The 20,923-nt window shown below is 64.4% G+C and carries 19 protein-coding genes; 4 read left to right on the top strand and 15 right to left on the bottom strand.

What is annotated here, in order from left to right:
* Nucleotides 1-745 precede the first annotated feature (745 nt).
* Nucleotides 746-1,888, bottom strand: coding sequence for an acyl-CoA dehydrogenase family protein (locus KHO41_RS08770; RefSeq protein WP_211952886.1), 1,143 nt, complete (start codon nt 1,886-1,888; stop codon nt 746-748).
* A gap of 46 nt (nt 1,889-1,934) precedes the next feature.
* Nucleotides 1,935-2,711, bottom strand: coding sequence for an enoyl-CoA hydratase/isomerase family protein (locus KHO41_RS08765; RefSeq protein WP_211952885.1), 777 nt, complete (start codon nt 2,709-2,711; stop codon nt 1,935-1,937).
* A 506-nt stretch (nt 2,712-3,217) separates the two neighbouring features.
* Here KHO41_RS08765 and KHO41_RS08760 point away from each other — a divergent pair.
* A complete protein-coding gene (locus KHO41_RS08760) occupies nt 3,218-4,396 on the top strand; it encodes a thiolase family protein (protein WP_211952884.1) in 1,179 nt (392 codons plus the stop codon).
* A 254-nt stretch (nt 4,397-4,650) separates the two neighbouring features.
* On the opposite strand, the gene KHO41_RS08755 is transcribed toward KHO41_RS08760, so the two are convergent.
* Nucleotides 4,651-4,818 carry a hypothetical protein gene (locus KHO41_RS08755; protein ID WP_041680237.1) on the bottom strand — a complete coding sequence of 56 codons (168 nt, stop codon included), beginning with the start codon at nt 4,816-4,818 and terminating at the stop codon, nt 4,651-4,653.
* Nucleotides 4,819-5,123: 305 nt separating this feature from the next.
* On the opposite strand from KHO41_RS08755, the gene KHO41_RS08750 reads away from it, so the two are divergent.
* The gene (locus KHO41_RS08750; RefSeq protein WP_211952883.1) at nt 5,124-6,368 is read left to right on the top strand and encodes an MFS transporter; all 1,245 of its coding nucleotides are present in this window, start codon (nt 5,124-5,126) and stop codon (nt 6,366-6,368) included.
* Nucleotides 6,369-6,372: 4 nt separating this feature from the next.
* On the opposite strand, the gene cyoD is transcribed toward KHO41_RS08750, so the two are convergent.
* From cyoD to cyoA, 4 genes are read right to left on the bottom strand one after another with little or no spacing between them, the layout of a single operon-like run.
* Nucleotides 6,373-6,768 carry a cytochrome o ubiquinol oxidase subunit IV gene (cyoD, locus tag KHO41_RS08745; protein ID WP_211952882.1) on the bottom strand — a complete coding sequence of 132 codons (396 nt, stop codon included), beginning with the start codon at nt 6,766-6,768 and terminating at the stop codon, nt 6,373-6,375.
* Nucleotides 6,765-7,427 (bottom strand): cytochrome o ubiquinol oxidase subunit III, encoded by a 663-nt coding sequence (cyoC, locus tag KHO41_RS08740; protein WP_211952881.1) that lies wholly within the window; start codon nt 7,425-7,427, stop codon nt 6,765-6,767. Before cyoC ends, cyoD begins: the two co-directional genes overlap by 4 nt.
* Nucleotides 7,428-7,432: 5 nt before the next feature.
* On the bottom strand, nt 7,433-9,412 hold the full coding sequence (gene cyoB / locus KHO41_RS08735) for a cytochrome o ubiquinol oxidase subunit I (protein ID WP_211952880.1): 1,980 nt from the start codon (nt 9,410-9,412) through the stop codon (nt 7,433-7,435).
* Between the two features lie 3 nt (nt 9,413-9,415).
* Complete coding sequence (cyoA, locus tag KHO41_RS08730; protein ID WP_211952879.1) at nt 9,416-10,336, bottom strand: ubiquinol oxidase subunit II; 921 nt, start codon at nt 10,334-10,336, stop codon at nt 9,416-9,418.
* A 112-nt stretch (nt 10,337-10,448) separates the two neighbouring features.
* Here cyoA and KHO41_RS08725 point away from each other — a divergent pair, with 112 nt between their 5' ends.
* Nucleotides 10,449-11,819, top strand: a complete 1,371-nt coding sequence (locus tag KHO41_RS08725) for an aminotransferase-like domain-containing protein (protein ID WP_211952878.1) — start codon at nt 10,449-10,451, stop codon at nt 11,817-11,819.
* Between the two features lie 44 nt (nt 11,820-11,863).
* On the opposite strand, the gene KHO41_RS08720 is transcribed toward KHO41_RS08725, so the two are convergent.
* Entirely contained in the window at nt 11,864-12,280 is a 417-nt protein-coding gene (locus KHO41_RS08720) for a hypothetical protein (RefSeq protein ID WP_211952877.1), read from the bottom strand.
* Nucleotides 12,281-12,288: 8 nt separating this feature from the next.
* Between KHO41_RS08720 and KHO41_RS08715 the strand changes: the two genes are divergently transcribed.
* On the top strand, nt 12,289-13,716 hold the full coding sequence (locus tag KHO41_RS08715) for a DUF445 domain-containing protein (protein WP_244873757.1): 1,428 nt from the start codon (nt 12,289-12,291) through the stop codon (nt 13,714-13,716).
* Between the two features lie 198 nt (nt 13,717-13,914).
* On the opposite strand, the gene KHO41_RS08710 is transcribed toward KHO41_RS08715, so the two are convergent.
* From KHO41_RS08710 to KHO41_RS08680, 7 genes are all read right to left on the bottom strand, one after another.
* Nucleotides 13,915-14,295 carry a VOC family protein gene (locus KHO41_RS08710; protein WP_211952876.1) on the bottom strand — a complete coding sequence of 127 codons (381 nt, stop codon included), beginning with the start codon at nt 14,293-14,295 and terminating at the stop codon, nt 13,915-13,917.
* A gap of 72 nt (nt 14,296-14,367) precedes the next feature.
* The gene (fghA, locus tag KHO41_RS08705) at nt 14,368-15,264 is read right to left on the bottom strand and encodes an S-formylglutathione hydrolase (RefSeq protein WP_211952875.1); all 897 of its coding nucleotides are present in this window, start codon (nt 15,262-15,264) and stop codon (nt 14,368-14,370) included.
* Nucleotides 15,265-15,274: 10 nt separating this feature from the next.
* Entirely contained in the window at nt 15,275-16,381 is a 1,107-nt protein-coding gene (locus KHO41_RS08700; RefSeq protein WP_211952874.1) for an S-(hydroxymethyl)glutathione dehydrogenase/class III alcohol dehydrogenase, read from the bottom strand.
* A 67-nt stretch (nt 16,382-16,448) separates the two neighbouring features.
* Entirely contained in the window at nt 16,449-17,264 is an 816-nt protein-coding gene (locus KHO41_RS08695) for a TauD/TfdA dioxygenase family protein (protein ID WP_211952873.1), read from the bottom strand.
* 141 nt (nt 17,265-17,405) lie between these two features.
* Nucleotides 17,406-18,023 (bottom strand): TetR/AcrR family transcriptional regulator, encoded by a 618-nt coding sequence (locus KHO41_RS08690; RefSeq protein WP_244873756.1) that lies wholly within the window; start codon nt 18,021-18,023, stop codon nt 17,406-17,408.
* A gap of 224 nt (nt 18,024-18,247) precedes the next feature.
* Nucleotides 18,248-20,491, bottom strand: coding sequence for a xanthine dehydrogenase family protein molybdopterin-binding subunit (locus KHO41_RS08685; protein WP_211952872.1), 2,244 nt, complete (start codon nt 20,489-20,491; stop codon nt 18,248-18,250).
* Nucleotides 20,469-20,915, bottom strand: a complete 447-nt coding sequence (locus KHO41_RS08680; protein ID WP_211952871.1) for a (2Fe-2S)-binding protein — start codon at nt 20,913-20,915, stop codon at nt 20,469-20,471. Before KHO41_RS08680 ends, KHO41_RS08685 begins: the two co-directional genes overlap by 23 nt.
* Nucleotides 20,916-20,923: the final 8 nt, after the last annotated feature.

The following is a 20,923-nucleotide window of genomic DNA, read 5'->3' as shown; positions in this document are numbered from 1 at the left end:
ACTCTTTTGTCCGAGCGACAAAAGAGTAGGCAGAAAAGCGCGTCGTTGCCGCTGGCCATCAATTCCGCGGCGGCAGTCGTTCAAACGGCTTTGGACGCCTGCGATGGTGGTCGGCCGTTCCAACCTGCTAACGCTATGTGAGTCAGAACCTGTGCCTGGCGCGGCACGGCTTTTGGACGATCCCCAAGACGGACTCGGGTACAGCGTTTCAATAGCCTCAGCGGTGGGACGCCTTCGGCTGCGCTGCGCGCACGTCGTCGTCTGGGGGCAAGCTCATCAACGTCGCGGACGCCCGAGGTCCATTACCTCTCTTTAGGTCGCGCATGTCATCGTGGGCCTCGTCACCGAGGCGTGGCTTGCCTGGGCCTTCGCGCTCAGACTAGGGCTCTGCGCGTAGCGCAGCCGAAGGCGATCACCCGATGCCGCTAGCAGCAGGGGCCACAGACGCTTGCAGGGCTCGTCCAATCAGCGCTGTATTCCCACTCACGGTGGTGCCCCACGCGGCAGGCAGTGTGACTGACTCTGAAGCCCATACCCGTACAACACCCCTGGCACACTACGATAAAAATTCGCCCCTTTGGGGCAACCAAAACGCGTTTTTGGTTACTTTTGTCGCTCGGACAAAAGTGACTCGCCGGCTACGCCGGCGAAACAGCAGCGCATGCCAAGAACGCCCCCCCATCAACAAAAAAAAAACCGGCATCCCCCCAGACACCGGCAACACCACTACCTTCATTCCACCTTCTTAAACAAACGCCGACACCCCCGTCAGCTTCCGCGAAATAAACAGCCTCTGAATCTCCGTCGTGCCATCCGGAATCGGAATGATGATCGCCTCGCGCAGATACTTCTCGACCATGAACTCCTTGGTGATACCGTTGCCGCCGTGCAGCTGCACTGCCTCGCGGCAAGCCTTGACAGCGCTTTCAGTGGCAAACGCCTTGGCCATGGAAGCCTCCAGATCGCACCGCACACCGGCATCAATCATGCCGAACACACGCTGGCACATCAGGCGCGACGCGTCGAGCAGCATAGCGATGTTGGCGATCTTGGCCGCCACGAGCTGGTGAGCCGCGATCTGCTTGCCGAACTGCTTGCGCTCCGTGGCGTAAGCGATCGAGTCCTCCAGCGCCGCGCGCATCAGGCCCACCGACAGCATGCCCACGTGGCCGCGCGCCATTTCGAACATCTTCATCGTGTTCTTCAGGCCCTCGCCTTCGCCGCCGAGCAGGTTGCTGGCAGGCACGCGGGTGTCGCTGAAGAACACCTGCGCGGTTGACTGCGAGTTCAACGCGATCTTCTCGATATTGCGCGTTTCATAGCCGTGCTCCTGGCGGTCGACCAGGATGTGCGAAAGCCCCTTCTCGCCCTTGAACGTGCAGATGATGAAGTCGGAGTAGTGACCGTTGGTGATCCAGGTCTTCTCGCCGTTGATGATGAAGTCGTCGCCGTCACGCACGCCGCGGGTCTTGAGTTCGGCCACGTTCGAACCCACGTCCGGCTCGGAGATGCCAGCGCAGCCGAACAGCTCGCCGGCCAGGATGCCCGGCAGGTAGCGGTCACGGATCTCGGCCGGCGCCGTCAGCAGCTTGCGCGCAACACCGTTGTTGATCATCACGCAGATGCCGATGTCGCACGACACGGCCATCAGTTCTTCGAACAGCATCCCCTGCGCGGTGTAGGTCCAGCCCATGCCGCCATGCTCGACCGGCACCGTGCAGCCCGGCAGGCCGAACTTCGAGATCTGCATGAGCAGCTCGCGCATCTTCTCCTTCGGGATGAAGCGGTCGCGGTATTCCTTCACGACCGGCTTGACCTCGGCTTGCAGGAACTTGCGGAAGGCGTCCACCGCCATGCGGTGGTCTTCGTCGGGCATTTGATAAGGCATCTTGTTTCCTCGTGTTTTTTGCGGTTTGGCTAGGGATCAGTAGCGATCAGTAGCCCTTGAATTCGGGCTTGCGCTTTTCGGCGAAGGCGCGCAGGCCTTCCTGGATGTCGTACGAACGCTTGTGGTCGCGCAGTTCGAGCAGTTCGTGACGGATCGCGTCGGCCGTGGTCTTGTCGCACGCATTGGCGGCCACGCGCTTCATGCGCGCCAGCACGAGCGGGCTCTTGCCGGCGAGCTTTTCGGCCAGTGCGCGGGCACGGTCAGTGAGTTCGGCGTCGGGCAGCACTTCGTTGACCAGGCCGTAGGTCTTCATTTCGGCAGCGGTCAGCGAATCGCCCGTGAACAGCAGGTAACGGGCGACGTTGTCCGGCACCTTGCGCGGCAACAGTGCGGCACCGCCACCGCCCGGGAACACGCCGAAGTTCGAGTGCGCATCGCCAAGCCTGGCGCTTTCCGCGGCCAGCACGATGTCGCACGACAGCACGACCTCCATGCCACCGGCGAGCGCGAGCCCGTTGACCGCGACGATCACGGGCTTGGGGAAGTTGCGCAGCGTGTCGAAGAAATCGACGATGACATCGAGAGAGTCCTTTTCGCCCGGTTGCGGAGCGGCGGCGCCATTGCCTGCCTTCAGGTCGGCACCCGCGCAGAACGCACGGCCGGTGCCGGTCAGCACCACCACGCGCACGGCGGCATCGTCACGCCATGCCTTCAGCGCTGCCGCCATGGTCTCGACCATGTCCCGCGTCATGCTGTTGAGCTTGTCCGGCCGGTTCAACGTCAGCCAGCCCACCGCGCCCTCAAGGGCTTTCGTCACACTCATCCTGTCTCTCCCGGATTTCGTCAAAGTTGGTACAGCCAATGTACGAATCGGGAGCGGTCACCCGCACACCCCCTGGGGGGTGGCCCGCGTCGTGAGCGTGCGGTGCCGGATGTCATTGGCGCCCGATTGCGTTACGCACCGTTGCATCAAGACTGGTGGTTATGACCGGGTTGCGCCGGCCGGCCGGCGCACGCGCGGGGGCAGGGGCTGGCAAATCGCCCTCTGCCATCGTTGGGCCCCGTCAGGCGCCCCATCAGTCATGTTTCGAACGATCCTAGCGAGACGCCGACACGGCCGTGCGATCTGGCCTTCGCTGCACATCCCAATGCGCGCGGAACCGCGACCTGGTGCCTGACGGCAGCAACAGAATCGCCGCTTCATCCGAAACGCGCCGCTGCGCGCGTCCCCAGCCGCCGCGCCGCAGCCACCCCCTGCGGGGTGTGCCCGCCGCCGCCATGGCCGGCAATCTAGGGGCGTAGTCCACGAACATCCGAAGGAGGAGTGACATGAACAAGCAATGCGCAATCATCGGCGTCGGCATGACGCCGTTTGGCAAGTTTCCCGACCAGACCGTCCGCATGATGGCCGAGCAGGCCGCGCGCGCCGCGCTGTCCGACGCCGGCATCGATATCAAGCAGGTCGATCAGGTCTATTTCTCGAATGCGGTGGCGGGCCTGATCACCGGGCAGGAAATGGTGCGCGGACAAGCCGCGTTGCGCCTCCTCCCCCTGAACGGCCAGCCGGTCGTCAACGTCGAGAACGCTTGCGCCTCGGGCAGCACGGCGTTCAATCTCGCGTACAACGCCGTGCGCAGCGGCCAGGCCCAGGTGGCACTGGTGGTCGGCGCCGAACGCATGACCCACGAAGACAAGCGCGTGTCGTTCGGCGCGCTGGCCAAGGCCGTGGACCTGGAAGAAGAACTGCCCAAGCACGTGGGCTCGGGCAGCGGCTCGATCTTCATGGACATCTATGCCGAGAAGACACGCAAGTACATGGCAGCCACGGGCTGCACGCGCGAAGACCTGGCGCAGATCGTGGTCAAGAGCCGCCGCGCCGCGTCGCTGAACCCGGTCGCGCAGTTCCGCACCACGACGACCGTCGAAGAAGTGCTGGCCAGCCGCGTCATCAGCGATCCGCTGACGCTGCAGATGTGCTCGTCGATCGGTGACGGCGCGGCCGCGGTCGTGCTGTGCTCGCCGGAATTCCTGAAGACGATGACGGCGCCGAAGCCTGTGTGGGTCGGTGCTTCGGTGATGGTCTCCGGCACGCCTGACGCAAGCCTGGATCCCGCCGCGCTGCGCGCCACGTACAAGGCGTACGAGGTAGCCGGCGTCGACCCGCGCGATCTGCATGTGGTCGAACTGCACGATGCTTCGGCCCCGTCGGAAGTCATGTACTACGAGAGCCTGGGCCTCTGCGCCCCCGGCGAGGGCGTCGGCCTGCTGCGCAGCGGCGCCACCGACCTGAACGGCAAGATCTCGGTCAACCCGAGCGGTGGCCTGCTGAGCAAGGGCCATCCGATCGGCGCGACCGGCGCGGCACAGATCGTCGAGCTGGCCCAGCAGCTGCGCGGCGAGAGCGGCCCGCGCCAGCGCCAGGGCGCAAAGCTGGCCCTGGCCGAGAACGGCGGCGGCCAGGTGGGCCTGGACGGCGCCGCGGCGGTCTCGACGATCCTGCACGTCTGAACGACAGGCGACGGCACACACGTCCGTCGTCGCCCGCAAAGCCACGAAATCCCGCGCCCCGGCGAGGGATTTCGCACTGGTCCCGCATAACGGTGCGGACTGTTACGCGGTCAGCGTATGGGGAAGGTCCCCGTCGGAGCGCTTGCCACGACAGGGAATTGGCCGTCAGGCAAAGGCCGAATGTTGGAGGGACCTGCGTCAACCGCGCTGCGACGCACACTGGAAGCCAGTTCCGAAAGATCCCGTCACGGGCATCAGGAATCCTTGGTCCGGGTCCGGGACACAGCACCCATGATCCCGAGACCGAGTACGATCAGGCATGCAATGCCGATATAGACGGGCGCCAGGCCCGCGATCGACAGCCCCCAGGCGATGCCGCCCACGAGCACCAGCAATCCGATCAGGTAGAGCGCGAAAGACATAAGGCACCTCCGTGCAGTAAGTCGGCTAAGGTCAATGTAGTTCCCCGCGCACCGCCTCTGCATCGGAGGACGGCGCAACGATGCGTAGGCGGGTTCTGACTTCGTGGGTGCAGCGACGGCCACGCGCCCGGCTTGCGCCGCGCCTGTCCGGTGCCGCATCAGGCACCGCCTGCAAGCTTCGCCGTTTTGCGTCACAATGCGCACTCGCGCTGCGCCGGAGCGCGCTGGCAACCGATGAGGCGGAACGCAGATTCCCGCCCGCCAGCGAGCAGCGACTGGACAACAACATCTCGCGCTCTCTCCCCATGACGGCTCCGCACGGAACCCCCGACTCTCTTTCGCATTCCCTTTCCGCCACCGACAACACACACTCACCCGCCCGCAGCCGCCGCGCTCTGCTCGCGCTCGGCGTGGGCAGTTTCGGCATCGGCACCGGCGAATTCGTGATCATGGGCCTGTTGCCCGACGCCGCGCGCGACCTTGCCATCACGATCCCGCAGGCCGGCCACCTGATCAGCGCCTATGCGCTGGGCGTGGTCATCGGCGCCCCGCTGCTGGCTGTGCTCGGCGCTCGCGTGCCGCGTCGCAATCTGCTGATCGCGCTGATGGCGGCCTTTGCCATCGGCAACTTCGCCAGCGCGTTTGCGCCGTCCTACGCATCCATGCTGATTGCACGGCTGCTGACGGGCTTTCCGCATGGCACCTACTTCGGCGTGGCGGCACTCGTTGCGGCTGGACTGGTGCCTCGCGAACGCCGCGGGCAGGCGGTGGGCCTGGTCATGCTCGGGCTGACTGTCGCCACGCTGGTTGGCGTGCCAATTGCCGCTACAGTCGGCACCTGGCTTGGCTGGCGCGCCGCCTTCATGATCGTCGGCGCGATCGGTGCGCTGACAGCATGGCTGGTGTGGCACTGGGTCCCGTTCTTCCCGGCCGATCGCAAGGCAAGCCCGCTGCGTGAACTGACGGCACTGCGCCGCAAGCAGGTATGGCTGACGCTCGGTATCGGCGCGATCGGCTTTGGCGGCATGTTCGCGGTGTTTAGCTATATCAAACCCGCCATGCTTGAAGTGGCGCAAATGCCGGCAAGCGCAATTCCGTTTGTGCTCGCACTGTTCGGCGTGGGCATGGTCACCGGCAACCTTGTCGGCGCAAAGCTCGCCGACAAGGCCCTGATGCCCGCGATCGGCGGCGTGCTGGTGTGGTCCGCACTGGTGATCGGGGCGTTCACGCTGACCGCGCCGCATCCGTGGCTGGCCGCGGCCAACGTGCTGCTGATCGGCACGGTCGTGGCGCTCGGCCCGGCGCTGCAGATCCGCCTGATGGACGTGGCCGGCGATGCGCAGACGCTGGCCGCCGCGCTCAATCACTCGGCCTTCAACATGGCCAATGCCCTGGGGGCATGGCTGGGCGGCGTGAGCATCGCCGCCGGACTGGGCTGGACTTCGACCGGCTGGGTCGGCGCCCTGCTTGCGGTGGGCGGCCTCGTCGTCTTCGCCTGGTCCGCGCTGGCCATGCAGCGCCGTGGCGTGACGATGCCGCAGGCGTCCTGATCGCTCAGTCCTTCGCGCGAGCCCGCTCGATCGTCATCTGCGTCGGCATCATGTTGGTGTCGGCATTGTGCATGACCCACAGCGAGCCGGCCACGACGATCACGATCAGCCCGAACGTACACGCGAAGATCGCGCTGTTGCTGCGCTGGCCCTTGCCGATGCCGAGATGCAGGAAGAAGCTCAGCTGCACGAGCAACTGCGCCACACACAGCCCGACGATGACCGGCAAACCCATGCCGGGCGGCAACTCGCCGCTCATCACGGCGCCGAACGACGCGAAGGTCAGCACGAGGGACAGCGCAAAACCGATCGCATAGCTGCGCGGCGATCCGTGCGCGCTGTCGTGGGCAGCCGCATCATGCGCGGCATGAGAAGCGTGCGAAGCATGGGAAGTCGTCATGCGAAGGCCCTCAGGTAGACGAACGTAAAGACGCAGATCCAGACCAGGTCCAGGAAGTGCCAGAACAGGCTCAGGCAAGCGAGACGGCGGCGCACGATGGCGTCCAGACCGAATGCCTGCATCTGGTGCGCGAGCACGACGATCCACGCGAGCCCTGCCGCCACGTGCATGCCGTGCGTGCCGACCAGCATGAAGAACGCCGACAACGCCGCGCTGCGCTGCGGGCCGGCGCCCTCGTGCAGCAGTTCGCGGAACTCGTAGATTTCCATGCCGATGAAGCACGCGCCGAGCATGAAGGTAATGGCCAGCCAGCGGATCACATCGCGCACCTCGCCGCGGCCATCCTTGATGCTCATCATCGCCATGCCGAACGTGTAGCTGCTGCACAGCAGCAGCATCGTTTCGACCAGCACGAAACGCAGGTCGAACAGCTCGCGTCCGGTCGGGCCGCCGGCCGTGTGGTTGCCCAGCACACCGTAGGTGGCGAACAGCACGGCGAAGATGAGGCAATCGCTCATCAGGTAGAGCCAGAAGCCGAGCGTGGTATGGCCTTCGCCGGCATGGGCGTCATGCGCGGCGCCGGCGTGCGCTGCGTGGTGAACGCCGGCGCCGTGGGGAACGGCAACCGCGTCCGTCCCGATCTTGTAAGTGGTTTCCATGTCTGTCAGAGAGTGGCTTGCCGCATCTGTTCGAAACGCGCGCGTTCGGTGCGCTCGACTTCCGCCGCCGGCACGTAGTAATCGACATCGCGGTCATACGAGCGCGCGATGAAGGTGGCGATCATCCCGGCAAGACCGGCCCCTGCCAGCCACCAGATGTGCCACACGAAGCCGAAGCAAAGCACCAGCCCGAACATCGACACGATGAAGCCAGCCGACGTCGGGCGCGGCATGTGGATGTCCTCGTAGCGCGCCGGCGCCTGCCATGCGAGGCCGGCTTCCTTGTCGTCCCAGTGCTGTTCGAGCGACGTGATGTTCGGCACGATCGCGAAGTTGTAGTGCGGCGCGGGCGACGGCGTCGACCATTCGAGGCTGCGCGCGTTCCACGGGTCGCCGGTCAGGTCGCGGTTCTGCTCGCGGTCGCGCACGCTGACGTAGAGTTGCCACAGCAGCGCGAGGATGCCGGCGCCGATGATGAGCGCACCGATCATCGCCACGATCAGCCACGGCTGCCATTCGGGGTTGACATAGTGGTTCATCCGGCGCGTCATGCCCTTCATGCCAAGGCCGTACAGCGGCAGGAACGCCAGGCAGAAGCCGATCAGCCAGCACCAGAACGACACCTTGCCCCAGAACTCGTTGAGCCGGAAGCCGAACACCTTCGGGAACCAGAACGACATCGCCGCCAGGCAGCCGAACACCACGCCGCCGATGATCACGTTGTGGAAGTGGGCGACCAGGAACAGGCTGTTGTGCAGCACGAAATCCGCGCCGGGCACCGCCAGCAGCACGCCAGTCATGCCGCCGATCGCGAAGGTCACCATGAAGCCGATGGTCCACAGCGTCGACGAATGGAAGCGGATGCGTCCGCGGTACATCGTGAACAGCCAGTTGAACAGCTTGACGCCGGTCGGGATCGAGATGATCGACGTCATGATGCCGAAGAACGCATTGACGTTGGCGCCCGAGCCCATCGTGAAGAAGTGGTGCAGCCAGACGAAGAACGACAGCACGCCGATCGACGAAGTCGCGTACACCATCGACTTGTAGCCGAACAGCGGCTTGCGCGAGAACGTGGCGATGATTTCCGAGAACGCGCCGAAGCACGGCAGGATCAGCACATAGACCTCGGGGTGGCCCCAGATCCAGATCAGGTTCACGTACATCATGGCGTTGCCGCCAAGCTCGTTCGTGAAGAAGTGCATGTCGAGGTAGCGGTCGGCCGTCAGCAGCGCGAGCGTGGCGGTCAGCACCGGGAAGATCGCGACGATCAGGATGTTGGTGATCAGCGCGGTCCACGTGAACACCGGCATCTTCATCAGGTTCATGCCCGGCGCGCGCATGCGCAGGATCGTCGCGATGAAGTTGATACCGGTGAGCGTCGTTCCAAGCCCCGATATCTGCAACGACCAGATGTAGTAATCGACCCCGACTGTCGGGCTATACCCGAGCCCCGACAGCGGCGGATAAGCGACCCAGCCCGTGGCCGCGAAATCGCCGACGAACATCGACATCATCACCAGCACCGCGCCGACCGCCGACATCCAGAAGCTCAGCGAGTTGACGAACGGGAACGCGACGTCGCGCGCGCCGATCTGCAGCGGGACGATGACGTTCATCAGCCCGAGGATGAACGGCGTGGCCACGAAGAAGATCATGATCACGCCATGCGCCGTGAAGATCTGGTCGTAGTGGTGCGGCGGCAGGTAGCCCGCTGCTTCGCCCACGGCAATGGCCTGCTGCATGCGCATCATGATGGCGTCGGCAAAGCCGCGCAGCAGCATGATCAGCGCCATGATGATGTACATGACGCCGATGCGCTTGTGGTCGACCGAGCAGATCCACTCGGTCCACAGATAGGACCACTTGCGGTAATAAGTGATGGCGCCCACCAGGGCGCCACCGAGCAGCAGCACCGCCACCAGCGTGCCCATGATGATGGGCTCGTGGGTAGGGATGGCCGCGAGGGTGAGTTTTCCAAACATGGCTTAACGAATGGTCGCGGGGGTCGCGGAGATAGGGGTAGCCGGCGCGGTCAGAGAGAGCGCCGCTTGCAGCGTGGCCGGGCTGTCGGAGCGGCAGACGCCGTCCATGCCGGGCATGTACTGGTCGACCACGGCCTGGAACAGTCGCGGTGAGACGCTGGCATACAGCGTGACCGGGTCCTTGCTGCTGGGGCGCTTGAGCGCGCCATAGGCACGTTCGTCGAGCGTCTGGCCGGAAGCGCGGGCGCGCGCGATCCAGGCGTCGAAGGCCTCGCGCGATGTCGCGTAGGTCTTGAAGTGCATGTCGGAGAAGCCGGCGCCGCTGTACGCGGCCGAGCGGCCGTCATAGACGCCCGGTGTATCGGCCAGCAGATGCAGCTTCGTCTGCATGCCGCTCATCGCGTACACCATGCTGCCGAGCTGCGGGATGAACAGCGCGTTCATGGTCGACTCCGCGGTGATGCGGAAGTTGACCGGCGTGCCGACCGGCACGGCCAGTTCGTTCAGCGAGGCGACGCCATATTGCGGATAGATGAACAGCCACTTCCAGTCCATCGCCACTACATCGACCTCAACCGGGGTCGCCTTCGCTTCCAGCGGGCGGTACGGGTCGAGCCGGTGGGTCGTCTCCCAGATGATGATGCCGAGCGCCGCCACGATCACGCACGGGATGCCCCACACCACCACTTCGATCGCCGTCGAATGGGACCAGCGCGGCGCATACTCGGCCTTGGTATTGGTTTCCCGGTAACGCCAGGCGAAGTACAGCGTGAGGAAAATCACCGGGATCACGACCGTCAGCATCAGACCGGTCGCCAACAGGATCAGGTCGCGCTCCTGTGCGCCGACCGGGCCTTTCGGGGACAGCAGTTCAAATGAACAGCCGCCCAGCAATAGCGCGAGGGCGGCGATGGATTTGCGCATCTTTGAGAAACCTTTGTATGGATTTACCTGGGGCGGTCGCGATGGTAAGGTAAGACAACATCCATACAAGGTGGAATTTCCGGTGATAGTTCCCATACAAGGAAACCCTGATGTGCTGGCCTGGACACGCGGGTTTTCGGCCGGCGCCGGCCCGCGCTACCTGCAGATCGTCGGCTTCGTCGAACAGGCGCTTGCCGATGGCCTGCTGTTGCCCGGCGACCGGCTGCCACCGCAGCGCGAGCTGGCCGCCCGCCTCGGCGTGGACCTGACCACCGTCACGCGTGCGCTGAACGAAGCGCGGCGGCGCCGGCTGGTGGAATCGCGCGGGACGCTGGGCACCTTCATCGCGGCGCAGACCGCCGAACTGGCCCAGGTCGTCGACCTCAGCATGAACGTGCCGCCTCCGCCGGAAGGCGTCGATTTCGACGACGTGATGCGGCGTGGTCTCTCGCAGATCACGCTGCGCACCGATGCCAGCCTGCTCATGACGTACCAGCTCGGCGGCGGCAGCGCGTCCGAGCGTGCCGCGGGCGCGCAATGGCTGGCGCCGATGCTGGGCGCGGTCGAGCCATCGCGCGTGCTCGTGTATCCGGGCGCCCAGAGCGCACTGGCCGCACTGATCCTCGCGCACAGCGAACCAGGCGACGCCGTGGCCGCCGAACCGCTGATCTACCCTGGCATGCGCCTGGCGGCCGCCACGCTGGGCCGCCGCATCGTGACGATCGGCGTCGATGCCGACGGCATGCGCCCTGACCTGCTCGAAGCGGCCTGCCGCGATGACGGCGTGCGGCTGGTGTACCTGAACCCGACCTCGCAGAACCCCACCACGCACACCATGCCCGCCGCGCGCCGGCTGGAACTGGCGCGCATTGCCAGCGTGTGCGATGCGCTGATCATCGAAGACGATCCCTATTGGCTGCTGACGCCCGAGGCGCCCCCGCCCATTGCGGCACTCGCCCCGGAACGCGTTGTCTACGTATCGACACTGTCAAAGTGCCTGAGCCCGGGCCTGCGCACTGCTTACGTCGTGATGCCCGGCGGGCAGGACACTCAAGAGGCCATGCTGTCCGCGCTGCGGGCTTTCAGCCTGATGGCCGCGCCGTTGTCGATGGCGCTCGCGATGCAGTGGATCCAGGACGGCTCGGCCGCCGAACTGCTGGCAGGCATTCGTGCGGAAGCGGCCGCGCGTCAGGTCATCGCCCGCCAGTGGCTGTCCGGCTCCGGGACACTGTCACCGGCCGGCATCCACCTTTGGCACGCGCTGCCGAGCTACTGGAGCGCCGCGCGGTTCAGCCGTGCCGCGCTGGACGAACACCTGCGCGTCACGCCGTCTGACGCGTTCCATGAAGGACCTACGCCGCCCAACATGATCCGCATCTCGCTCGGTGGTGCGACGCAGCGTACGCAGTTGTCGATGGCACTGAAGCGGCTCGCGGATCTGCTGGCGCGCAAGCCCCCCGATCAGGCGGCGGCGGTAGTTTGAGGTTTGCCCGCGATCCAGCCGGCCCTGCCAATTCGAATGGGCGTCTACCCACACAGTTTGCGCAACCGGTCCCGCGCTGCCAGTGCAGCCAGTTGCTCGAGCTTTTCCAGAGCCAGGGACAGCGCCTTGTCGCTCTGCGCCTGCGGTTTGCCGGCGCGAAATACCGTCTGAACAGTGCCGATCAGGGTGTGATGGCGTACCAGCACGAATCCCTGGTGCAATCCGCCGGACGTGAGTTCCGTATCAGCGCGGAAGTCGTAGTAACCGGCGCGCCTGAACAGCGCATCGGGATCGGTATCGGCCACAATGGTGTCGAGCCTGTATGCGGTTCCATGGATATTGGTGCGACCGCCTGCACTTGCTGCAGCCCCATGATCCCAGCAAGCGTGGCAACAAGGGAATAACACGATCAGGGTAATTGAGTCAGGCGCATGGGCGGCAACGCCGGCCAGCCAGCGCATTGCCGGGAATGCCGAGGCGATGGAAGGCGCTGTTCAAGCCCGTGCAATCATTGCGCGGTACCATGCGCATTCGCCGGGATCCGCTGTGGGTCACCGGCGGCAAGGTTATCCAGATTCCTGCAGGAGCCCTCGCCTTGAGTTTCTTCGCGGACGATGACACCCGCCAGGCGCATGCCGCGCCCGACAGACCCACCACGCCGGCACAGAACGGGCTGCGACGCATGCGCAGGACGGCAACCGCCATTCTCGTGGCCATGCTGGTGCTGCTGGTGCTCAGCGCGCTGGGCCAGGCCTACTATCCTTCGTACGCCTCCTGGCTTGCGTGGGTGCGTGCCTTTGCTGAAGCCGGCACCGTGGGCGCCGTCGCAGACTGGTACGCGGTAGTGGCCCTGTTCCGCCGCCCGTTGGGCCTGCCGATTCCGCATACGGCGATCATTCCGCGTAACCAGATGCGCATTGCCGACAGCCTGGGCAGCTTTGTCGAGCGGAATTTCCTGGCACCCGAGCTGATCGTCGACCGGCTGCGCGCGCACAACACCGCAAAGGTGGCCGCCAGCTGGCTGGCCAGCCCCGCCAACAGCCGCGCGCTCGCAGACCCCGTGGTGGATTCGCTGCCCGCCCTGCTGCAGGTGCTCGACGACGACAACGTCGCCCGCCTGTTCGAGCGCAGCGCCCTGCCCTGGCTTCGCACGCTCGATGTCTCGGCCTTGGCGGGTAACCTGCTGCAAGTGCTGACGGAGCAGCAGCGGCACCAGCCGCTGCTCGATCGCGGCCTGCGCGCCATGGAGAAATGGCTGACGGCGAACGCCGGCCTGCTGCAGGCCAAGTTCAGCGAGGCATCGCGCTATACGCCGGTCCGGCTCGACGCGTATATCGTCAACAAGTTTGTCGAAGGCATCATCGCGCTGCTGCATGAAGTCCGCTCCGCGCCGGACCATCCATTGCGGCAGCAACTCGACGAAGCCATGCAAGTACTGATCGTCCGCCTGCGCACGTCCCCCCGCTACCGCCGTACGGGCCGGTCGTGGATGCGCGACTTCATCCGCTACCTGAAGCGCGAAGACAGCTATCGAATGCTGTGGCACCGTCTGCGCCTGTGGCTCGGCAGCGAAGCGGCACGCGAGGATTCGTGGATGCGCGCCATGGTCGCCGACATGCTGGCGTCGCTCGGCGCGAGTGTGCGCGATGATCCGGCCCAGCAGGACCGGCTCAATGCATGGTGGCTGCAGCTCGTCCATGCGGCCGTCATCCGCTACCGCCACCAGGTACCTGCGCTGATCTCCGAAGTCGTCAAAAGCTGGGACCCGGACGAGATCACGAGGAAGATCGAATCGGAGATCGGGCGCGACCTGCAGTTCATCCGCATCAATGGCACGGTTGTCGGCGGCACCGTGGGTGTGCTGCTCCATGCCGCATTGCTGTGGCTGGCGCCTTGAACCGCATGCCTTCCAGTACTAGCGAATTCCCGTTAAAGGCTCAGAGCCGGCCAGCCGGCAGGCGGCAGCCCTGTAGCGTCTGCTGCTGGCAACGATGCCGCGAGCCCGTCCAGCCGGGACGGCATCAGGGATCGTCATAGCGACCCTGTGGCCGCCATCCTCGACTCAGACGGGGCCAGCGGTACGATGGCAGGCAAGTTACGCAGACGCGAAGCAATAGGTACAGATCTTGTTGCCGTCCGGATCGCGCACATACGCCGCATAGGCCGTGGGCGTAAAGCTGCGCGGACCAGGCTCGCCTTCATCCACCGCGCCGAGCTTCAGTGCCGTCTCGTGAAACGCATGGACGGCGGCACGGCTTGGCGCCGCAAAGCTGATGGTGCCACCATTGGCATAGGTCGCAGGCAGGCCATTGCCCGGCCTGGTCACCATGAACGCCGGGGCGTCTGCCCCCCAAAGCGATGCGGTCTCCAGGTTCATGACTCGCTGGACACCGAGTGTGCCGAGGACTTCGTCATAGAAATTCCGGGCGCGTTCCAGATCGTTCGTGCCAATCACAACGTGGGTAAAGATGGTCATACTCATAGTTCCTTGGTTAAGAAGAAAAGAATTCCAGGCCACGGCAAGTCGCGCCAGCCTGTTCAGGTGCATTTACCTGACCGTTGATGTCCGGGTCAGCATTGGGCGACTGCGCCCTGCCAGAATGCTGGCGTGAAAGTGGATGTGGTCGCCAATGAAGGTGCTGATGAAGTAATAGCCGTGGTCATAAGCCTCATGCCGCCGCAGGATCAGCGGCTGCCCGACGCTTGCACAAGCGGCTTCGAACGCCGCGGGGTTCAGTTGCGCCTCCAGGAATTCATCGCTGAGGCCCTGGTCCACCAGAATGCCTTCCGGAAATGGCGGGCGCGTTTGCCGGCTCATCAACGCCGATGCGTCGTAGTCCATCCAGGCTGCCCGGTCCGCGCCGAGGTAGCCGGTGAACGCCTTCCGTCCCCACGGGCACTGTGTCGGCGCGGCAATCGGCGCGAACGCCGACACTGAGCGGAACCGCTGCGGATGCCGTTGCGCCAGCACCAGCGCACCGTGTCCGCCCATCGAATGCCCGAAGATGCCGACACGGTCCGGATCGACCGGCAGTTCGCGGCTCACGAGGTCGAACAGCTCCTGCGTGACGTAGCTTTCCATGCGCCAGTGCTGGCTCCACGGTGCTTCAGTCGCGTCGACGTAGAAGCCCGCCCCGACGCCGAAGTCCCACGCATCGGCTTCACCCGGCACGCCCGCACCGCGCGGACTGGTATCGGGCGCGATCAGGACCAGGCCGTGCTCGGCGGCAAAGCGCTGCGCACCGGCCTTGATCATGAACGTTTCTTCCGTGCAGGTCAGGCCGGCCAGGTAGAACAGCGTCGGCAGCTTGCCGCCACCGGCCAGCGCCTGCGGCGGCAGGTACACCGAGAAACGCATCGGCAACCCGATGACGGTCGACGCGTGCCGGTAGAAGCGTTGCACGCCGCCATGGCAGCCGTGTTCGGACAGCAGTTCGAGGGTCACGGCACGCTCCTCAGTACAACACCACGGAGCGGATCGACTCGCCGCGCTTCATCAGCTCGAAGCCTTCGTTGATGCGCTCGAGTGGCAGCGTGTGCGTGATCAGGTCGTCGATATTGAGCTTGCCGTCCATGTACCAGTCGACGATCTTGGGCACGTCAGTGCGCCCGCGTGCGCCGCCGAATGCGGAGCCCTTCCATTCGCGACCGGTCACGAGCTGGAACGGACGCGTGGAGATCTCCGCACCCGCCTCGGCCACGCCGATGATGATCGACTTGCCCCAGCCCTTGTGGCAGCACTCGAGCGCCTGGCGCATGACCTGCGTGTTGCCGATGCATTCGAACGAATAATCCGCGCCGCCGTCGGTGAGCTGGATGATGTGGTCGACGACGTTGCCCACGTCCTTCGGGTTGACGAAATGCGTCATGCCGAACTTGCGCGCCATCGCCTCGCGCTCGGGGTTCAGGTCCACGCCGATGATCTTGTCGGCACCGACCATCTTCGCGCCCTGGATCACGTTCAGGCCGATGCCGCCCAAGCCGAACACCACCACATTGGCGCCGGCCTCAACCTTTGCGGTGAAGATCACCGCGCCCACGCCGGTGGTCACGCCGCAGCCGATGTAGCAGACCTTGTCGAACGGCGCATCGGGGCGAATCTTCGCGAGCGCGATCTCCGGCACCACGATGTGGTTCGCGAACGTCGACGTGCCCATGTAGTGGAAGATCGGCTTGCCGTCGATCGAGAAACGCGAGGTGCCATCCGGCATCAGGCCCTTGCCCTGCGTGGCGCGGATGGCCTGGCACAGGTTGGTCTTGCGCGACAGGCAGAACTTGCACTGGCGGCATTCGGGTGTATAGAGGGGGATGACGTGGTCGCCCGGCTTGAGCGAGGTCACGCCCGGGCCGACATCGGTGACGATGCCCGCGCCCTCATGACCCAGGATCGCCGGGAAGATGCCTTCCGGATCGGCACCCGACAGCGTGTAGTAATCGGTATGGCAGATACCGGTGGCCTTGATTTCCACCAGCACTTCACCGGCACGGGGGCCTTCCAGGTCCACGTCTTCGATGGTCAGCGGGGCGCCGGCTTTCCAGGCGATGGCGGCTTTGGTTTTCATAGTCGGAGGATGTGGTTAGTCGGTCAGAGAAAGATCAGGTGCAGGAATCGGCTTGATGCTCCGCCCGTCAGCGGATGGCGACGCGATGCATTCGACGCGGTTCGGGGTGGTAGTCGTTGACGGCGTAGTGCTGTGTGGCGAGGTTGTCCCAGACCGCGACCGATCCCTTGGTCCAGCGGAAGCGGACTTGCCACTCCGGCACCTTCGCCAGGCCGCTGAGGAAGCCAATAAGTGCGCAACTTTCGTCGTTCGTCACATCGCGAATGTGGGTGGTGTAGAGCGAGTTGACGAACGTCACCGGCTTGCCCGTGACGGGGTGCTCAAGAATGACCGGCTGCTCGATCGGCGCATACTTTTCGCGGGCTGCCCGATACAGCGCCCCCGTTTCATCGCGCTTGCGGAGGTTCTCGGTCAAGGCCGGTGCCTCCCAGTTGTGGACGGCGCGCAGACCTCGCAAATGATCCTGCATGGCCGGTGAAAGCGAATCAAACGCCGCCGTCATGCTTGCCCACATCGTATCGCCGCCGGTCTCCGGCACGTCCACCGCATAGAGGCACGCACCGGCAGGCGGGGATGTCTGCCACGTCAGATCCGCATGCCAGATGTCCGTGCCTGTCCTGGTTCCCTGGCTGATGAGAAGCTCCACATACGGATTTTCCGGATGCGCGGGAAACGTCGACGAAACCGGCTCCACCCTTCCGAAGATCTTCGCAAAGCGAACTTGTGCTTCCGGCGTCAGATCCTGATCGCGGAAGAAAATCACCTGGCGCTCGGCAAGAATGGCGCGCAAGTCCTCAGCGTGTTGAAGCACCTGATCCGGATCGGCCAGGTTGATGCCGTGAATCTCGGAACCGATTGCAGGTGTGAGATTGTCGATTTTCATGAGTCGTCCTTCCTTGGTTTGTTCCAACTGCCTTTAATTTCCACTTGTGGCAATTTAGGGCAGTTTAGTTGGATCGGTCTTGCAGAGTCAAGCGAATCAAGTCGTTGAGAGCATCAGCGTCAGCAAGCCTTGCGCCGGCATTTACTTGCGCGGTTTTACTTGCCCGCGTTTGCCATCAATGGCATCAGCGATCATGCCCGAGACGAACTCAAGGTAGTTGTCCACCTGTCGCTCACATTCCTTGCCCGGCCCAAAAAGATGTCGGAGCAAAGGTTGTGCCGTGGGGATAAACGCGGACACGCTCAGTATCAGCAGGTGCACGTATCTCGCATCGATGTCCGCACCGCGCGCATCTTCGAGGATCATGTCGGTCAGCTCCAGAGCTCGCCTGGTAATACGTTGCAGCGCATCGCCGACCGCATCCTCTTCGGCAACATCCTTGCCGTGATAGATCTCGCTAAGCGCCAGCCGCTCGAAATGCGGATGCTCTTGCATGAACTCCAGACGCAGCAGCAAGCGCTGATGGACGCGCTCGCGGACCGTGCCTTGCATGCGCATCACCACTTCCATGCGATCCTGCAACTGGCTCATCAGGTGTTCGGTTACCTCGCGCAGCAGGCCGTGGAGATCGCCAAAGTAGTACCGGACCAATGTCCTCGCGACCCCGGCTGCGGCCGCGATCTCGAGGATGGTCAGCTGCTCCGGCAGCCGGGTCTTGAGCAATTCCACCGTCGTCTGGAGGATGACCTGTTTGCCCACCGTATCCTCTCCCGTGGGCCTGCCGCTCACGCGCCGTCGCGCGGGCTTGCCAGCCGAGGATGTACGCTTGGTGGGAGTCTTCGTTGCCATATCGCAGGTAGTGATGGTGGAGGACGAGGGCCAGGGACGAACACTGACTTCAGCATGCATGTCGCCGCGGCCTGGCCGGCGTCCCGGCATTCTAGCAACTTCGTGATGTGCATATTTGTCGCCCCGGCACCGGACTACACCGCCTGGGGGAGCGGCATGGACCGGAATCGCCTTCCGGTAGCCTGGAACATGGCACTCGCGACGGCCGGCGCAGTCGGACCCAGCACCACCTCGCCGCACCCTTGCGGCGGCCGGTCACTGTCGAGAATGACGACCTCCACGCGCGGCATCTCCGCCAACTGCAGCAGCGGATAGTCATGGAAGCTGCTTTGCTGGACCGCCCCCTGCTCAAAGGTCAGCTGGCTCTTGAATGTGTTGGTCAGCGCAAAGCCGATGCCGCCCTCCACGTTGGCCCTGATCAGCCCGGGATTGACCGGACGGCCGGCATCGATGCCGCAAACGGCGCGCCTGAGCCTGACCTTTCCTGCCGTCAACTCAAGCTCCATCACGAGCGCGACAAACGTCTGGAAGCCCTCGCCCCGTCCTGTGTAGACGTTGAAGGCCATGCCGCGGAACACGCCGTTTGCTGGCGGGCGATCCCATTGCGCGGCACGCGCGGCCGCGTCGAGCACCCTGACAGCCAGTGGCTGGTCGGCAAGCAGCTTGCGCCGATACTGGTAGTCGTCCATGTGCGCGGCCGAGGCAAGCTCGCTGACAAAGCTTTCCAGGAAGAAGACGCTGGAGGTACTGCCGACACTGCGCAGGAAGCTGAGCGGAATCGGCTGCTTGACATCGACGGCATCCACCAGCAGGTTGGGCACGCGGTAGATCAGGTCGTAGATCGACTCGACCATGGTTTCATCCCACCCCCCCACGGCGGCCATCTTTTCCTGCTTGATGACGCCATAGAGCGATTGACCGGAAATTCGCGCGTGCATGGCCGCCGGCATGCCGGCTTCGTCCAACACCGCGCGGAAACGCCCCGCCGCACCGGGCCGGTAGTAGGAGTGTCGCGTGTCGTCTTCCCGGGAACGAATCACCTTGACCGGCCTGCCCACAGCCTTGGACGCCGTCGCGGCATGCAACGCAAAATCCGGCAGGTACTTGCGCCCGAAGCTGCCGCCGAGATAGACGGTATTGACGATCACCTTGTCCGCGGGAATGCCGAATGCCCGGCTCACTTCGCCGCGCAGGAAATCCTGTCCCTGGAAAGGCCCCCATAACTCAATCTCGCCATCCCGGACATGGGCCGTGGCCACGACCGGTTCCATCGTGGCATGCGTGACATATGGAGACTGGTAGTCCGCGGTGATGACGGATGGCCTGGACTTCCGCGCGAGAATGGATTCGGGATCGCCAAGCCTTCTCGCTACCGGGGCACTGGGGCTGTCGAGCGCAGCGAGGAACTGCCGGGTGATCTGCTCCGTGAAGACATGCCCGGCGACACCCGCATCGAAATCGATCTCGAGCGCATCAGCAGCCTGTTTGGCGATCCAGTAGGACTCGGCCACCACGATGATGGTATTGGGTGTCGCAACCGGCCACAGCGACGTCGTCACGATGGCGCTCACCCCTGGCCTCTTGCGGACCTCCGCTTCGTTGCGAATGCGCACGATGCTGCCGGTCACGCTCGGCGCCATGCGCACCGCGCCTACCAGCATCCCGGGTACCTCGATATCCATGCCAAAGATGGCACTGCCGTCGACCTTGGCCGCGGTGTCCACGCGGCGAAGGTTCTTGCCGATCAGCGTCTGCTCCGATGGCACCTTCATCCGTGGCCGGGGACTGATGCGCAGTTTTGCCGCATCCCCGACCACCTCGCCATAGCCCAGGCTTCGCCCGGTGGCGGGATGAATGACACGACCGGCCCTGGTGATGCACTGAGAGGACCGCACTCCCATCCGCTTCGCGCCGGCGCGCAGCAACACGTCTCTGGCTTGCGCACCGGCCAGGCGCATGCGCTCATAGAAGAACGTCATCGACATCGATGCGCCGGTGTACTGCTGCAATGGCTCTTCCCCGGCATCATTGCGGTAGGCGTCTCGTCCGGTGACAAACCTGACCGAGATGTTTTCCCAGTCAGCGTCCATCTCGTCGGCGAGCACTTGCGGCAAGCCGGTATAGATGCCCTGGCCGAACTCGCATTGCGACACGCCGACAATGGTGTGACCGGAGGGCTGGATCCAGATCCAGTCGCTGACCTCGACTTCCGCGGATGCCTGATCGGCCCCTCCGTCGTTTTTTGGGTAGACCACGCGTATGGCCAGGCTCCCGGCAGCGGGCAGCGCCAGCGCGGCTGCCACGCCCTTCAGGAGAAGTCGTCGCCGAGGTGACCGCACCTCGCTGGTGTTACCGCTATTTGCCTGCCGCGGCGCCATGGATAGCCTCCCGAATGCGATGATAGGTTGCGCAGCGGCACAGGTTGGTCATCGCCTGGTCGATCTGCTCGTCGGTGGGGGTCGGATTGCTCTTCAGCAGTGCAGCCGCGGACATGATCATTCCCGACTGGCAATATCCGCACTGCGGGACATCCTTGTCGATCCACGCCCTTTGAATCGGATGAGACCTGTCCCTGGACAGTCCTTCGATCGTGGTGACCTGCTTTCCATCCACGGCCTTTACCGCAACGGAGCAGGACCGCATTGGCGCTCCGTCAACGTGAACCGTGCAGGCACCACACATGCCGATACCGCATCCGAACTTGGTGCCGGTGAGCTTGAAGTGTTCGCGCACCACCCATAGCAAAGGTGTTTGCGGATCGCCGTCGAACGTGACGCGCCTGGCGTTCAGCAAGAATCTCATTTCGCCTC

Origin of the sequence: Cupriavidus numazuensis, assembly GCF_905397435.1 — a bacterium.
In the GTDB taxonomy this organism is placed as follows: Bacteria; Pseudomonadota; Gammaproteobacteria; order Burkholderiales; family Burkholderiaceae; genus Cupriavidus; species Cupriavidus numazuensis.
The sequence above is the reverse complement of the archived record's forward strand: the minus strand, read 5'-3'. Positions and strand labels throughout refer to the sequence as shown.